Genomic DNA, 15744 nt, shown 5'->3' with positions numbered 1-15744 from the left:
GCGGGTGCGTCAGCGTGCGGAGAAGTCCTGGTTGGTGCCGGGGGCGTTCTTGCACGGCCACTGGTCCAGCTGCTGTCCCGCGGTGCCACTGGCGCCGTAGACGTCCAGGCACAGGCCGCTGTTCCGGTTCTTGAACTGCCAGGTGCCGTCGGACTGCTGCTGCGGTAGCCAGAGGCTTCCGGCGGAGGTGCTGGCCGGCTGCTGGACGATGTCCGGCACGCCTTGCGCCGTCGAGCTGCCCGACACCGAGACGTCCTGGCCGGAGTTGCGCGCCCGCAGTTCGCCGTAGCCGCCGGAAGCCGCGACGAACTGGAACTGCTGGTTGCTTTGCCCGTTGCAGGACCACTGGTCGATGACGGCACCGGAGGTGCTCGAGTTGCCGTAGACGTCCAGGCACAGGGTGCCGGCGACGGTCACCAGCGTGTGGTCGCCGCCCGGGAACCCGCCCGCGCCGCCGGAGATCGTCCAGGTGAACGTCGCCGTCCCGGACGCGCCGGTGGTGTCGGTGGCGGAGACCGTCACGCCGTAGCTGCCGCCCGCCGCCGGGGTGCCGGTGATCAGGCCGGAGGAGGCGTTGATCGACAGCCCCGGCGGGAGGCCGGTGGCCGCGTAGGCCAGGCTCTGCCCGGCCGCCGAGTCGGTGGCGTGGATCTGCACGCCGCCGATCGCCGTCCCGGCGGTCCCGGTCTGGTCGCCGGGGCTGGTGACGGTGACGGTGTTGCCGCTCCCCGGACCCGTCGCCGTCAGGTAGATCGCGAAGGCGTCGTGGGAGGCCTGGAAGGTGAACGGGATCGTCACCGAGCCGCCGGCGGCGTTCACGTTCTGGCTGAAGACGACCTGCGGTGCGCTCAACGGTGCCTGGTCGGGGATGCGCTGCACCACGACCTTGACGCTGCCGTTGCCGGCCAGCCACGGCACCGAGGACAACCCGGTGAAGGCGACCGACGCGGGGCCGGTGTACCCCTTCTCGTCACCGATGACGGCGACGGCGCGGCCGGCCGCGCTGTCCTTGGCCGCCGAGATCGCCGTGGAGCCGACCTGGCCGGAGGTGTTCACCAGCGTGCCGGTCATGTCCGCGTAGTCGCGCAGCGCCCACCAGTGGCCGGTCGGCAGCCAGGTCCCCCCGCTCTGGGTGAGGACCCCGGTCAGGTTCGGGGTCACGCAGCAGACCCAGTTGCCCCGCATCGCGTTGACGTAGCTCGACTGCGCGAAGCGCGCCAGGTACCAGGCCGTCACGCCGGCGGTCTGCCGGTCGGCCGGCTGGTATTCGTTGGCGGACAGCGGGATCGGCGAGAGGCCGTTGTTCGCGAGGTACCGGGTGATCGACTGGCCGACCTGCACCGGGTCGTCGCCGTCGCCCTCGTCGTGGTTGGTGATCTCGTCCGGCACGGTCCCGGCCGCCTTGGTGTGCGAGAGGAACGCGTTCCACTCCCCCGGGTTCTGGTCCGGCGTGAACGCCAGCGACGGGCCCACGATCAGCGCGCCCGGCGCCAGCCGGCGGATCTCCCGGTAGGCGGTGTCCCACATCTGGAAGTACTGCGGGCTGGACACCCCGCGCGTCCAGAACGCGGAGATGTCCGGCTCGTTCCAGATGTCGTAGGCGAACTTCAAGCCCGTTCCCTGCAGGGCTCCCACGGTCGCGTCGATGAAGCTGATCCAGTTCGCGCAGTTGCCGTTGTCGCACGGGTACATCGTGTTAGACGGCTGACCGCCGTTCGCCCCGTAGATGTCGCTGACCAGCACCTGGTACTGGGCGTGGTAGGGCGGCTGGGTCAGCCGCTTCGCCTGCGCGATGATCGAGTTCAGGTCGGCCTTGGTGGCGCTGCCGTTCTGGTAGTCGTCCCGGATCCACCCGCCGGAGAACCAGCCGCCACCGCGGAAGGCCGTGATGCCCAGCGGCTGCAGGTACTGGTCCGCCGGCTGCGTGCCGTCCTGGCTGATGCCGTACAGGAACCCCTCGCCGACCCCGGTCGACGGCCCGCGCGCCGACGCGAGGTCCACCGTCATCGACTCACCCGCGGCCGCGTACCCCGAAGCCGCCGGCAACGCCGGGAACGCCACCACCAGGACCGCCGCGGCCACCGAAGCCAGGCGTCCCAGCCGGAGATTCGTCTTCATCGACTCCTCCTGCGGTTCGGCGAGCCGTCGAACCGGTTCGCCCGGTCGGCTCGGCAGCATCGTACGAACCCGCTCGGCGGAAGGTCAATGAAGCCGTCTGTCAACTGTCCACAACAGACACATTTTGGGTTCCGGCCAGCCGTCGGACGATCGGCTGAAGCTGTTGTTTTGAAACAGGTTTCCTCATCCCCGCCGTCCTGAACCGGCACCCGGTTCCCGGCGGCAGGGCCGAAAGGGAGGTGAAAGTTACACCGCCACTGAAGGTACAGTCGAATCGGTTCGAGAACAACGGGCCGCCGAACCGGATGCTTTACACAGCGAGCGCGGCTTCCTACTCTTTCGTCTGGAAGCGCTCCCAGACTCGACGAGGAGGAGGCGGAGTGCGTACTTCGACGACGAAGGCAGTGGCCCGCGCGGTCGTGGCGCTGCTCGTGCTCGGCCTGACCTTGGCGGTTCCGGGAGTGTCCGCCGGCGCCCCCGCCGGGAAGTTCAACTACGGCGAGGCGCTGCAGAAGGCCGTCTGGTTCTACGACGCTCAGCGCTCCGGGGCGCTGCCCGCCGGCAACCGGGTCTCCTGGCGCGGCGCGTCCGCCCTCGACGACGGCAAGGACGCCGGCCTGGATCTCACCGGCGGGTTCTCCGACGCCGGTGACCACGTCAAGTTCGGGCTGCCGTTCGAGTTCAGCATGACCATGCTCGCCTGGGGAGCGCTGGAGAACCGCACCTCCTACCAGAATGCCGGCCAGTGGTCCGCCCTGCTGTCGAACCTGCGCTGGGGTGACGACTGGCTGATCAAGGCGCACCCGCAACCCGACGTGCTCTACGGCCAGGTCGGCAAGGGCGACGACGACCACAAGTGGTGGGGCCCCGCCGAGACGATGGCGATGGCCCGGCCCGCCTACCGGATCGACGACTCCTGCCCCGGCTCGGACCTCGCCGGCGAGGCCGCCGCGCAGATGGCCGCGAGCTCGATGGTGTTCAAGGCCGACGACCCCACCTACGCGGCCACCCTGCTCACCCACGCCAAGCAGCTGTACTCGTTCGCCGACAACCACCGGGGCGTCTACTCGAACTGCATCACCGACGCCCAGAACTTCTACAAGTCCTGGAGCGGCTACCAGGACGAGCTGGTGTGGAGCGCGATCTGGCTCTACAAAGCCACCGGTGACGCCGGCTACCTGACGAAGGCGCGCGCCGAGTACGAGAAGCTGGCCACCGAACCGCAGACCACCACCCGCTCCTACCGCTGGACGCTGGCCTGGGACGACAAGTCCTACGGCGCCTACGTCCTGCTCGCCCAGCTCACCCACGACCCCGAGTACGTCGCCGACGCCAACCGCTGGCTGGACTGGTGGACCACCGGCGTCAACGGCCAGCACGTGCCCTACTCCCCCGGCGGGCAGGCCGTGCTCGACCAGTGGGGCTCGCTGCGTTACGCGGCGAACACCGCGTTCGTCGCGCTCACCTACGCGGATTCGTTGCGCGCCACCGATCCCACGCGTGCCGCCACGTACCACGACTTCGGCGTGCGGCAGATCAACTACGCGCTCGGCGACAACCCGCGCGGCGCGAGCTTCGAGGTCGGGTTCGGCGTCAACCCGCCGCGCAACCCGCACCACCGCACCGCGCACGGGTCCTGGGCCGACAACATCAACGAACCCGCGCAGAGCCGGCACGTCCTGTACGGCGCGCTCGTCGGCGGCCCGTCCTCGCCCAACGACACGTACACGGACGACCGCACCAACTACACGATGAACGAGGTGGCCCTCGACTACAACGCCGGCTTCACCGGTGCCCTGGCCCGGCTCTACGGCGAGTACGGCGGCACGCCACTGACCGCCTTCCCCCCGAAGGAAACCCCCGACGGCCCGGAGATCCTGGCGCAAGGCGCGCTCAACCAGCCCGACGGCGGCACGTTCACCGAGGTCAAGGCGTACGTGCTCAACAAGTCGGCGTGGCCGGCCCGCACGTTCACCGGCTCCCTGCGCTACTACTTCACGCTCGACGGCAGCACCACACCCGGCCAGATCTCGGTCACTTCCGCGTACAACCAGTGCGACGCGCCCACGCTGCACCAGTTCTCCGGCGCGGTCTACTACGTCGAGGTGCCGTGCTCCGGCGGCGTCGCCCCCGGCGGGCAGTCCCGCTACCGCAAGGAGGTGCAGTTCCGGATCGCCAGCACCGGCACCTGGGTGCCCGGCAACGACTGGTCGCACACCGGCCTCGCCCCCAGCGGCAGCGCGCCCGCCGACAACCCGCAGCTCGTGCTCACGCAGGGCGCCGCGGTGGTGTGGGGCAGCCAGCCGGGGCAGTCCACGGGTGACACCACCGCGCCGACCGCACCCACCGGGGTCACCGCCACCGCCGGCAGCACCGGCGCCACCCTCACCTGGACGGCCGCCACCGACGACGTCGGCGTCGCCGGCTACGACGTGCTCGACTCGGCGGGCGCGGCGATCGGCAGCACCACGGGCACCAGCTACCAGGTCACCGGCCTCACGCCCGGTACCGCGTACACGTTCTCGGTCCGCGCTCGCGACGCCGCCGGCAACCAGTCGCCGCTCAGCAGCCCGGTCGCGGTCACCACCACGACCACCGGCACCGGCACCGGCTCGCTCGCGGTCCAGCAGCGCGGGGGCACCGCCGCCACCGCCAACCAGATCCGCACCAGCCTCCAGATCGTCAACCGGGGCAGCACGTCCGTGCCGCTGAACAGCGTCACCGCGCGCTATTGGTTCACCGGCGACGCCGCCAACCCGGGCTACCAGGTCTGGTGCGACTACGCGGTTCCCGGCTGCGCCAACGTCACATTGCGCGTCGTGAAGCTCAGTACGCCGCGCCCGGGTGCCGACGCCTACGTCGAGGTCGGCTTCACCGGCGGCACCCTGGCCGCCGGGGCGAACACCGGCGAGCTCCAGATCCGGGTCGCCAAAGCCGACTGGGCCGCCTTCGACCAGTCCGACGACTACAGCTACCGCACCGCGGCGTCCTTCACCGACCTCGCCACCGCCACCGCCTACCAGTCCGGGGCGCTCGCCTGGGGTACCGAGCCCTGAGGCCCGGTCAGTCCGTGTGCCGGTCCGGGAAGCCGAATGCGGTGACCAACGCCGGGTCGTGGAACTCGACCACGCGGGAGATGCCGGTGGCCGTCGGGGTCAGCACCACGATGCCGTGGGCCCGGAGTTCGCCGCCGGTGTCCCGGTGGTACACGGCGGCGGCGGGCTGGCCGTTGGCGGTGGTGGCGCTCATCCGCCAGTCGCCGGGCCGGCCCAGCACGTACGTCTCGAGGAGGTGGAGGCACTTCACCCGGCCCGCGTACCAGTCGCGGAACGGGGCCGCCTCGAGCGTGGCGTCCGCGCGCAGCACGCGTTCCAGGAGGCCGGCGTCGGAGCGTTCGAAGGCGGCGATGTACCCCTCGAGCAGCGCCCGTGCCCGCCGGTCGGTGAGTTCGAGCAGGTCCTCGGGCGGTGGTCCGAGGTCGTCGAGCCGGGCCCGGGCGCGCTGCAGGCCGCTCTTCACCGCCGCCGTGGTGGTGCCGAGGATCCGGGCCGTTTCCGGTGCGGTGAACGCCAGCACCTCCCGCAGGAGCAAGATCGCGCGCTGGCGCGCCGGCAGGTGCTGCAAGCTGACGACGAGCGCGAGCCGCAGGGACTCGCGCGCCACCACGGCCGCCGCCGGATCGGCGACCCAGTGGTCGGGCAACGGCTCCAGCCAGGAGACTTCGCCGGGCGCGGCCGGGGCCGGCGGGCGCTCGGGTCCGTCGTACGGGCCGGTCAGCCCGGAGGGCAGCACCCGGTTCCGCCGCGGCTCCAGCGCGGTCAGGCACACGTTGGTGGCGATGGCGTAGAGCCACGACCGGATCGACGCCCGGCCCTCGAAGCCGGCGTAGGACCGCCACGCCCGCAGGTAGGTTTCCTGCACCAGGTCCTCGGCGTCGTGCGCCGAACCGGCCATGCGGTAGCAGTGCGCCAGCAGCTCCCGGCGGAACCCCGCCGTTTCGGCGGCGAACCGGTCCTGCTCGTGCGCGGGCGCCGCCGCGGATTGCCTGCCTGCCATGTGTGCTCCTCGTTCCGCCCGATCGACCTTTCCCCGGTACGACCGGCACACCACGGAAAAGGAATCGAAGCACAGGTCAGCAGCCCACCGCGAACGGCGGCGCCGGCGGTTGCTTCGCCGGATATGGGCGAGATGCGGTTCGGACGGCGCCCCGGCTCGGCGGCCGCGTCCACGGTCACGGCAGCAGGGCCAGCTTGCCGACCGTCGCCCGGGCGGCCAGTTCGGCGAGGGCCTGGGGGCCGTCGGCCAGGTCGTAGGTGACCGGGCGCGCCGGCGGGACGACGCCGGCGGCGACGAGCGCGGCGAGCTCACCCATGACCTCGCCGAAGATCCCGGGTGCGGCTTGGATCAACGTGCCGATGTTGAGGCCGATGACGTGGACCTGGTGCCGGTACACCAGTTCCCAGTTGGTGAGCGAAGCTTCGCCGCCCGCCAGGCCGTAGACGACGACCCGGCCGGTGACCGGCTTGGCCGCGGCCAGGCTCGCGGCGAACGCCGCGCCGCCGGCCGATTCCAGCACCAGGTCGGCGCCGGCCCCGCCGGTCAGGCGCCGGACCTCGGCGGCGAGGTCGCCGTCGCGGGAGTCCAGGACGTGGTCGGCGCCCAGCGCCCGCACGGTCTCGTGCTTGCCCGGTGCGGCGGTGGCGACGACGGTCGCGCCGTAGTGCTTGGCCAGGGTCACCGCGGCCTGGCCGGTCGCGCCCGCGGCGGCGGGGACGACCACGGTCTCCCCCGCCCTCACCCGCCCGAGCGGCTTGAGCGCGGCGAGCGCGGTGGGCCAGTTCACGACCAGGCCCAGCGCCTGCTCGGCACTCCAGCCCGCCGGCACCGGCATCGCGGCCGCCGCCGGCAGGACCAGGTATTTCGCGAAAGCCCCGTCTCCGACGCCGATCACGCGCGTCCCCGGTGGCGGGCCGGTCACCGCCTCCCCCACCGCCACGACCTCGCCGGCCGCCTCGAAACCCGCCCGGTACGGCGGTTTCGGGCCGTCCCGGAAGGTGCCGTGGGCTTTCGACAGGTCGGCGAAGTTGACGCCGGCGGCGGCAACCCGGACCAGGACCTCACCCCGGCCCGGGCTCGGCACCGGCGCGTCGGTGATCAGGCGCATGTCCTGCGGTCCGTCCAGCGAGGTCTGCTGCAGGGCGCGCATGGTGGCGGGAACGCTCACGGCGATCGGCTCTCCTTCTCGGTCGGTTTCGGCGGGGCCGGCCGCTTCGGCGGGCCGGACCTCCGACAGGGAGACCGTGGCCGCTCCGGAAAGGAATCGGCGGCCTGGCCCGCCCGTAAGGGATCGGTAACCGCGCACGGGACGTCACTGGGCGATTCGTCCCGTTGAATGAACCGGCAGCAGAGCGAAGACGAGGAGAGCGCGATGAACCGGACGCGGCTGGTCCGCCGGCCCTGGGTCCTGAGCATCCTGGTGGCGGGCGTGGTCGCCGTCGCGGCCGGGTTGTTCTGGTTCCAGCCTTGGCAGCTGGTGGTGGACGAAACGGTCCAGGAGGACCTGCCCGCCGCCGCGCCGGTGCCCGTTCCGCCGTCGCTGTCCGCACCGCCTTCGGCGGCTTCTTCAGCCGAGCCCGCCGAGCCCGCCGAGCTCGCGGGCGGCACCCTGATCAGCCACGAGCACCGGACCACGGGCACCGTCCGGGTCCTGCGCGCGGGCGACGGGTCACTCGTGCTGCGCCTGGAGAACCTGGCCACCAGCAGCGGCCCCGACGTGCACGTCTGGCTCACCGACGCCCCGGTGAAACCGGGCAAGGACGGCTGGGACGTCTTCGACGACGGCAAGCACCTCGACGCGGGCAAGCTCAAGGGGAACAGGGGAAACCAGAACTACCCCCTGCCCGCCGGCACCGACCTGACCGCCTACACCAGCGTGAGCATCTGGTGCGACCGCTTCGACGTCTCCTTCGGCGCGGCGGAGCTGGCGCACCCCTGACCACCGATGGGCGGTACACCGCGGCGCGCCCCTGCCGCACGATGGGGCGATGGACGTCCCGCCGGTTCCCTATCCCTTCGGGGACGCCGTGGCGCTGCGGGTCCACCCGCGGTTCGCCGAGCTGCGGAAGTCCGGGGCGCCGGTCCGCGTCACGATGCCCTACGGCGGGGATGCCTGGCTGGTGACGCGCTACGAACAGACGCGGTTCGTGCTGTCGGACCCGCGGTTCTCCCGCGCCGCCGCGGCCGGGGCGGATGTGCCGCGCGGGCGGCCCGGTTTCGAACCGGCGGGCAACCTGCTGGCCATGGACCCCCCGGAGCACCACCGCATCCGGGCGCTCGTCGGCAAGGCGTTCACCGCCCGGCGGGTGGAGCTGCTGCGGCCCCGGATCCAGGAGATCGTCGACACGCTCCTCGACGGCACCGGGCCGCCCGTGGACTTCGCCTCGGCGGTCGCGTGGGAGCTGCCCGTCCTGGTGATCGGCGAGCTGCTCGGTGTTCCGCCGGGCGAGCGGCGGATGGTGCGCGAGTGCACCGAAACGCTGGTCGCCTCGGGCGGGACCGTGACCCCCGCGGACGTCGCGGAAGCCCGCGGGAAGCTGGCGGGCGCGCTGCACACCCTGATCGCGCAGCGCCGGGAAGCGCCCACCGGCGACCTGCTGACCGCGCTCGCCGCGGCCCGCGACGACGAAGACCGCCTGACGGACAACGAACTGCTGATGCTCGGCGTGGCGCTGCTGGCCGGTGGCCACGAGACCACGGCGAACCTCATCGGCAGCATGCTGGTCGAGCTCCTGACCGACCGCGAACGGTGGACGGCCCTCGTCGCCCGTCCCGACCTGATCCCGGCGGCGGTGGAGGAGCTGCTGCGGTTCGTACCGCTGGCGACGGTCGCGGACTTCGCCCGGATCGCCCGCGAGGACCTGGAGATCGGCGGCCAGGCCATCCGGGCCGGCGACGCGGTCCTGGTCCAGCTGGACTCGGCCAACCGCGACGAATCGGTGTTCCCCTCGGCCGGCGACCTGGACTTCGGCCGCAAGATCAACCACCACCTCGCGTTCGGCTTCGGCGTGCACCACTGCGTCGGCGCGCCGCTGGCGAGGCTGGAGCTGCGTGTCCTGCTTTCGACGCTGGTTCGTCGTCTGCCGGGCCTGCGCCTCGCGATTGCCGCCGACGCCATCGAGTGGCGCCGGGACGGGTTGCTGCGCGGGGTCTCGAGCCTGCCCGTCACCTGGTGAAACCCCGGCGCTCCAAGAGATATCCGGCCAGCTCGGCGACGGTCGGCCGGTCGAACACAACGGTCGCGGGCAGCTCGACGCCCGACAACCCGGACAGCCGGGTGCGCAGCTCGATCACCGTAAGCGAATCGAACCCCAGCTCCGGGAACGGCCGATCGTCCCCGATCACGGCGGGGTCCGGGTGCCCCAGAACCGTGGCGACCTCCGCACGCAGCAACTCACGCAGCTCCGGCTCGGCCGGGTTCTCCGGCCAGGTCTGACGCACCGGAGCCGGGCGCGCGGCCGAGCCGCCGGTCAGCGGGGCCATCGAGGCCGATGGGTCGAAGCGGACCGGTACCAGCACCGGTTCGGCCGAGCCGAGCGCCGCGTCGAACAGGGACAGGCCCTGCTCGGCCGTCAGCCCCTCGACGCCGGACGCGTGGATGCGCCGCCGGGCGGTGGCCGAGATGCGGTCGCCGAGGCCGGTGCCGAGCTCCCACAGCCCCCACGCCAGCGACAACGCGGGCAGCCCGGCCGCGCGGCGGCGGCACGCCACGGCGTCCAGCACCCGGTTCGCGGCCGCGTAGTTCGCCTGCCCGGCCTTGCCGAACACGCCGGCGATCGACGAGAACAGGATGAAGGCCGTCAGCGGCAGGTGCCGGGTCACCTCGTCGAGGACCAGCGCCGCATCCGCCTTGGGACGCAGCACGACGTCCAGGCGGTCCGGCGTCTGGGCCGCCAGCACCCCGTCGTCGACCACGGCCGCGCTGTGCACGACCGCCGTCAACGGCGGATCGCAGCTGCCGACCAGGCCCACCACGGTGGCCCGGTCCGCGATGTCGGCCGCGACGATCCGCGCGTCCGCCCCCAGTTCCCGCAGGGAGGCCAGCAACTCCCCGGCGCCGGGCGCCGCCGGTCCGCTCCGGCTCACCAGCAGGAGGTGCCGGACGCCGTGTGCGGTGACGAGGTGCCGGGCCAGCACGGCGCCGAGCGCGCCCGTCCCGCCGGTGATCAGCACCGTCCCGCCCGGGTCGATCGGCTGCGCCGGCGCCGGGGCGGCGCGGGTGATCCGCAGGACGTGCGGCACACCGTCGCGGACGGCGATCTGCGGCTCCGCGCTGCCGCCGGCGAGGTCCGCCACCCGCGTCACCGGGAATCCCGGCTCGAGGTCGACCAGGCCGATCCGGCCCGGGTATTCCGCCGCCGCCGCGCAGCCCAGTCCCCACGCCGCCGCGGCGGCCGGGTCGGGATCGGGGCCGGTCGCGTTGCGGGTGACCAGGAGCAGCCGCTCGCCGCTGCCTTGCCAGTCGTGGAGCACGGAAAGCGCGTGGCCGGCCGCCGCGCGCACGTCACCCGGGGCGATTTCGACGGTCCGCACCGGTTCCGAAGACGCCGCCGCCGCCACCGGCGGCAGCGGAATCCACTGTGGACGGTAGAGCATCGTGTCGGGTGCCGCCATCGGCCGGGTCGTCAGCGTGGCGATGCCGGCCGTCGGGTTCCCGGCTTCGTCGTACAGCGTGACGCGGACCGCGCCGGCGCCGAGGCGGACGCCGTGCACCCGGGCCCGCCGCGCCCCGGGCGCGTAGACCTCGACGCCGCTCCAGAGGAACGGCACCCGCTGCCCGGCCGCCGGCCCCTCGGCCAGCGCGGTCGCGTGCACGGCCGCGTCCAGCAGGACCGGGTGCACCGCGAACCGGCCCCCGACGTCCGGTGGCAGCTCCACCTCGGCGAAGAACTCCTCATCGCGCACCCACAACCGCTGCACGGCTTGGAAAGCGGGCCCGTAGGCGTGCGCGCGGTAGCCCTCGGCGACGTCGGCTTCCCCGGCCCCGGCCGGCGGCCACTCACCCGTCCAAGCGGGCGGGAGCGGGCCGCGCGGGCGCAGCTTCCCCCCGGCGTGCTTGCGCCAGTGCTTCTCGTCGCGGGCCCGGGCGTAGACGTCGATCCTCGGTTCGTCCACGACGACCTGGACGTGGACGTCCTCGGTGTCCAGGCGCAGCGGGGCTTCGATCGCGAGCTCCTCGATACCCGCGCCGCCGGCGTGCAGGGCCAGCTCGGCGAACAGCGTCCCGGGGACCAGCACGGACCCGCCGACGACGTGGTCGGCGAGCCACCGGTGGCGGCGGACGCCGAGCGAGCCGCCGTGCACGACCCGCGGCGAGTCGGGCGCTTCCAGCGGCGGACCGAGCACAGCGTGGTCGCCGCCGGCCTGCTCCGGGGACGGCTGGTCCAGCCAGTACCGGGTGCGCTTGAACGGGTACGTGGGCAGCGGCGTGATCCGCGCGCCCGAGCCGGCGAACACCGCGGGCCAGGCGACCCGGGCGCCGGCCGTGTGCACCGCGCCCGCGGCGGCCAGCACCCCGGGGCCCGACATCGTGGCCGGCGCGGTCGGCATGACGTCGGCGGTCAACCGGCCGAGCACCGGCGCCGGGCCGATTTCGAGGCCGGCGACCGGACCGGACGCCGCCGCCGTGGCGAGCGCGTCGGCGAACCGCACGGTCGAGCGGGCGTGCCGCCGCCAATGGCCGGGCTCGATCTCGTCGACCAGCTCGCCGGTCACGCACGAAACGAGCGGGAGGGCAGGACGGTGGTGCTTCAACCCGGCCGCCACCTCGTGGAACTCGTCGAGCATCGGGTCCAGCAGCGGCGAATGGAAGGCGTGGCTGACGCGCAAGAGCGTCCCGCCGCCGAAGCGGGCGGCGAGCGCCGTCGTCGCGGCCGTCTCGCCGGAGAGCACCACCGAACGCGGCCCGTTGACCGCGGCGACGGCCACCGTGTCGCCCACGAGCGGAGCCACGTCCGCCTCGGTGGCCTCGACGGCGATCATCACCCCGCCGCCGGGCAACGCGGCCATGAGCCGCCCGCGCGCCGCCACGAGCGTCGCCGCGTCCCCGAGCGACAGCACGCCGGCGACGTGCGCGGCGGTGATCTCCCCGATCGAATGTCCCAACAGGACGTCCGGACGCAGCCCCCACGACTCGAACAACCGGTACTGCGCGACACCGAAGGCGAACAGCGCGGCCTGCGCGTGATCGGTGCGGTCCAGCGCTTCCCCACCGGTGAAGGCGACTTCGCGCACGCCGCCGCCCAGGGCTTCGCACGCCTCGTCGAAGGCGTCGGCGAACGCCGGGAACCGCTCGGCCAGCTCCCGGCCCATCCCGGCCCGCTGCGCGCCCTGCCCGCCGAACAGCACGGCCAGCCGCGTTCCACTTCGGACGGTCCGGCCGGGCACCCGCCCGTCGGCGACGGCGCGCAGGGCCTCCCGGTTTCCCGCGGGCACCAGCACGCGGTGCGCGAGCGGCGTCCGCCGGGCGAGGGTGTAAGCAGTGTCGGATACGTCGGCGGTGTCGGGCGCCTCGGCCAGCCCGGCCGCGACGAGCCGGAGCGCGTCGCCGTCCGCGGCACTGAGCAACCAGGGCGCCTCGGGGAACGGCCGACGGGCCGGCGGCTGCGACGGCCGCGGTGCCTCCTCGACGATCACGTGCGCGTTGGTGCCGCCGATCCCGAAGGCCGACACCCCGGCCCGGCGGACGCGATCCGTGTGCGGCCACGGCCGGGCTTCCGCCAGCAGCCGCACCTCGCCGGAGGCCCAGTCGACGTGCGGGCTCGGCTCGTCCGCGTGCAGCGACGCCGGCAGTTGCTCGTGCTGCAACGCCGTCACCACCTTGATCACCCCCGCGATCCCGGCGGCGGCCTGGGTGTGGCCGATGTTCGACTTCACCGAGCCCAGCCAGAGCGGCTCCCGGCGCGGGCCACGCCCATACGCCGCCATCAGCGCGTCCGCCTCGATCGGGTCGCCCAGCGGCGTTCCCGTCCCGTGCCCTTCGACGGCGTCGACGTCCGCCGCGGTCAGCCCCGCGTCCGCGAGCGCCGCCGCGATCAGCGCCTGCTGGGCGCGTCCGCTGGGCGCGGTCAGGCCGTTCGAGGCGCCGTCGGAGTTCACCGCGGTGCCGCTCAGCACGGCCAGCACCGGGTGCCCGTGCCGCTGGGCGTCGGACAGCCGTTCCAGCAGGATCACGCCGGCGCCCTCCGACCACGCCGTGCCGTCCGCGCCGGCGGCGTAGGACCGGCAGCGGCCGTCCGGGGAGAGGCCGCGCTGCCGGCTGAAGGCGACGAAGGTCCGCGGGGTGGCCATCACCGTGGACCCGCCGGCCACCGCGAGCGAACACTCCCCGTCGCGCAGCGCCTTCACGGCCAGGTGCAGCGCGACCAGCGACGACGAGCAGGCCGTGTCGACCGTGAGAGCGGGCCCGGTGAGCCCGAAGGTGTAGGAGAGCCCGCCCGAGGCCACCGCGTGCGAGGAGCCGATGCCCAGCCACGCCTCGAGTTCGTGGGAGGTGGTGAACCGGCTCGCGTAGTCCTCGTTCATGACGCCGACGAACACGCCCGTGGCGCTGCCGCGCAGCGTCGCGACGTCGATGCCGGCCCGCTCGAACGCCTCCCAGGACGTTTCCAGCAGCAGCCGCTGCTGCGGGTCGGTGGCAAGGGCCTCCCGCGGCGAGATGCCGAACATCCCGGCGTCGAAGTCCGCGAACCCGTCGAGGAACCCGCCGCGGCGGGTCACCGAGTGGCCGAGCCGGTCCGGATCGGGGTCGTACAACCCCGCCACGTCCCAGCCGCGGTCGGCGGGGAACTCCCCCGTCGCGTCCACCCGGTCCGCCACGAGCCGCCACAGGTCCTCCGGCGAGCGCACCCCGCCGGGGAACCGGCACGCCATCGCCACGACGGCGATCGGTTCCGCCGACGGCGCCGGGCTCGCGCGCGGCGGCTCCGCCGGGCTCGCCGAGCCCAGGCGCGTCAGCTCGGCGATCACCGCGCCCGGCGTGGGGAAGTCGTAGATCAGCGAGTGCGGGACGGGCACCCCGGTCAGCGCGGTGATCCGGTGCCGGAACTGCACGCCGGCCAGGGAGGACAAGCCGAGGTCGGTGAACGGCCGGTCCCGCCACCCGTCGCCGCCGTCGTGGCCGCAGAGGGCCGTCAGCTCGGCCCGCACCACCGCGGCGAGGTCCGGCTGTTCCGGCGCGCTCGCCATCGCGTGCCGCTTCGGTTTGCCCGACGCCGTCCGCGGGATCGCGTCGACTTCGAGGTAGGCCACCGGCACCTTGTGCAGCGAAAGCCGGCTGAGGCAGAGGCGGCGCAGTTCCTCGGCGTCGAAGCCGTCCGGCCCGGCGACCACGAACGCCACCGGCACCTGCCCGACGACGTCGTCGGGCCGGCCGGTGACGAGGACCTCCCGCACCGATGGGGACTCCTCCAGCACGGCCTCGATCTCGGTGGGGTGGACGTTCTGGCCCCCGCACACGATCACGTCGTCGACGCGGCCGGCCAGCACCAGCCGGCCGTCTTCGAACCGGCCGGCGTCACCGGTGCGGTACCAGCCGTCCCGCACCGGCGACTCGGTCTGCCCGTGGTAGCCCAGCATCAGGCCCGGGCCGCGGACGAGCACCTCCCCCGCGTCGATCCGGACCTCCATGCCGGGCACCGGGACCAGTCCCGGTTCGCCGGGGCGCTCCACCGCGACCTTTCCGCCCGTCTCGGTGCTCCCGTAGCCGTCGACGAGGGACAGGCCGAACAGCTCCCGGACCGCGGCGCGGGTCGCCGGCGTGCACGGCGCACCGCCGGTCAGGCACAGCCTCGGCGAGACGACCGGGCCGTCGGCCTCCTGGCGGAGCCGGAGGTAGGTGGCCGGCACCCCGGCGAGCACGCAACCCGGGTGCTGGGCGAGCAACTCCGGCGAGCAGCCGTCGGCGAGCCGGGTGTGGGCGCCGAGCGCGATCGTGGTGGTGAAAGCGAGCGACAGGGCGTAGGCGTGGTGGAGCGGCAGCGGCCACACTACGGTGTCTCCGGCCTCGATCCCGAACACGGGGACGTACGCGGCGGCGGTCGACCACAGCACCGCGCGCTGCGAAAGGAGAACGCCTTTCGGCCGTCCGGTGGTGCCGGAGGTGTAGAGCAGCCAAGCGGGTTCGTCCAGCCCGAGGTCGTCCCGCGGCGGTCCCGCTGCCGGCGGCGGCTCCTCGACGAAGAGCACCCGCAGGCCCGGACGCAGCCGCCGCGCCGGCTCGGCGTGCCGGGCCTCGGTGATCAGGAGCGTCGCCCCCGAGTCGTCGGCGAAGTGGGCGAGCTCGGCCTCCGTCGATCGCACGCTCACCGGCACCCCGACGGCCGCCGCCCGCAGCACCGCCAGCAGCGACACGACGAACTCGACGCGGTTGCCGACGTGGATCAGCACGCGATCGCCCCGGGACACGCCGAGCGCCGCGGCGAGATCGGCACTGGCGCCGGCCAGCTCACCGTAGGTCAGCGTCCGCCGCCCGTCGGAGAAAGCCGGGCGGTCGGCGGGGTGCGCGGACAACGACGTCAGCAGCGGCCTGAGGAACTCGGCCCGGATTTCTTCCACTGCTCCGGGTATACC

7 protein-coding genes are annotated in these 15744 nt (G+C 73.5%); 3 read left to right on the top strand and 4 right to left on the bottom strand.

Translation table 11 applies throughout. From position 1 onward, the window contains the following. Positions 1-9: 9 nt before the first annotated feature. On the bottom strand, positions 10-2118 hold the full coding sequence (locus C2L58_RS42050) for an RICIN domain-containing protein (RefSeq protein ID WP_233226230.1): 2109 nt from the start codon (positions 2116-2118) through the stop codon (positions 10-12). Between the two features lie 380 nt (positions 2119-2498). Here C2L58_RS42050 and C2L58_RS42045 point away from each other — a divergent pair, with 380 nt between their 5' ends. Then, positions 2499-5174: a glycoside hydrolase family 9 protein gene (locus C2L58_RS42045; RefSeq protein ID WP_103343189.1), complete on the top strand. Its 2676-nt coding sequence runs from the start codon at positions 2499-2501 to the stop codon at positions 5172-5174. A gap of 7 nt (positions 5175-5181) precedes the next feature. On the opposite strand, the gene C2L58_RS42040 is transcribed toward C2L58_RS42045, so the two are convergent. Both C2L58_RS42040 and C2L58_RS42035 read right to left on the bottom strand, forming a co-directional pair. Continuing rightward, on the bottom strand, positions 5182-6174 hold the full coding sequence (locus C2L58_RS42040) for an RNA polymerase subunit sigma-70 (protein ID WP_103343188.1): 993 nt from the start codon (positions 6172-6174) through the stop codon (positions 5182-5184). Between the two features lie 175 nt (positions 6175-6349). Beyond that, positions 6350-7342, bottom strand: a complete 993-nt coding sequence (locus tag C2L58_RS42035) for a zinc-binding dehydrogenase (RefSeq protein WP_103343187.1) — start codon at positions 7340-7342, stop codon at positions 6350-6352. A gap of 204 nt (positions 7343-7546) precedes the next feature. On the opposite strand from C2L58_RS42035, the gene C2L58_RS42030 reads away from it, so the two are divergent. Both C2L58_RS42030 and C2L58_RS42025 read left to right on the top strand, forming a co-directional pair. Next, complete coding sequence (locus tag C2L58_RS42030) at positions 7547-8113, top strand: DM13 domain-containing protein (protein WP_103343256.1); 567 nt, start codon at positions 7547-7549, stop codon at positions 8111-8113. 49 nt (positions 8114-8162) lie between these two features. Further along, positions 8163-9350: a cytochrome P450 gene (locus C2L58_RS42025; RefSeq protein ID WP_199191685.1), complete on the top strand. Its 1188-nt coding sequence runs from the start codon at positions 8163-8165 to the stop codon at positions 9348-9350. Here C2L58_RS42025 and C2L58_RS42020 read toward each other — a convergent pair. Next, positions 9340-15729, bottom strand: coding sequence for a beta-ketoacyl synthase N-terminal-like domain-containing protein (locus tag C2L58_RS42020; RefSeq protein WP_103343185.1), 6390 nt, complete (start codon positions 15727-15729; stop codon positions 9340-9342). The two genes, C2L58_RS42025 and C2L58_RS42020, sit on opposite strands and share 11 nt — an antisense overlap. Positions 15730-15744 lie beyond the last annotated feature (15 nt).

Source organism: Amycolatopsis sp. CA-126428, assembly GCF_002904335.1.
Taxonomy (GTDB): Bacteria; Actinomycetota; Actinomycetes; order Mycobacteriales; family Pseudonocardiaceae; genus Amycolatopsis.
This window is presented reverse-complemented; position numbering and strand designations above follow the sequence as displayed.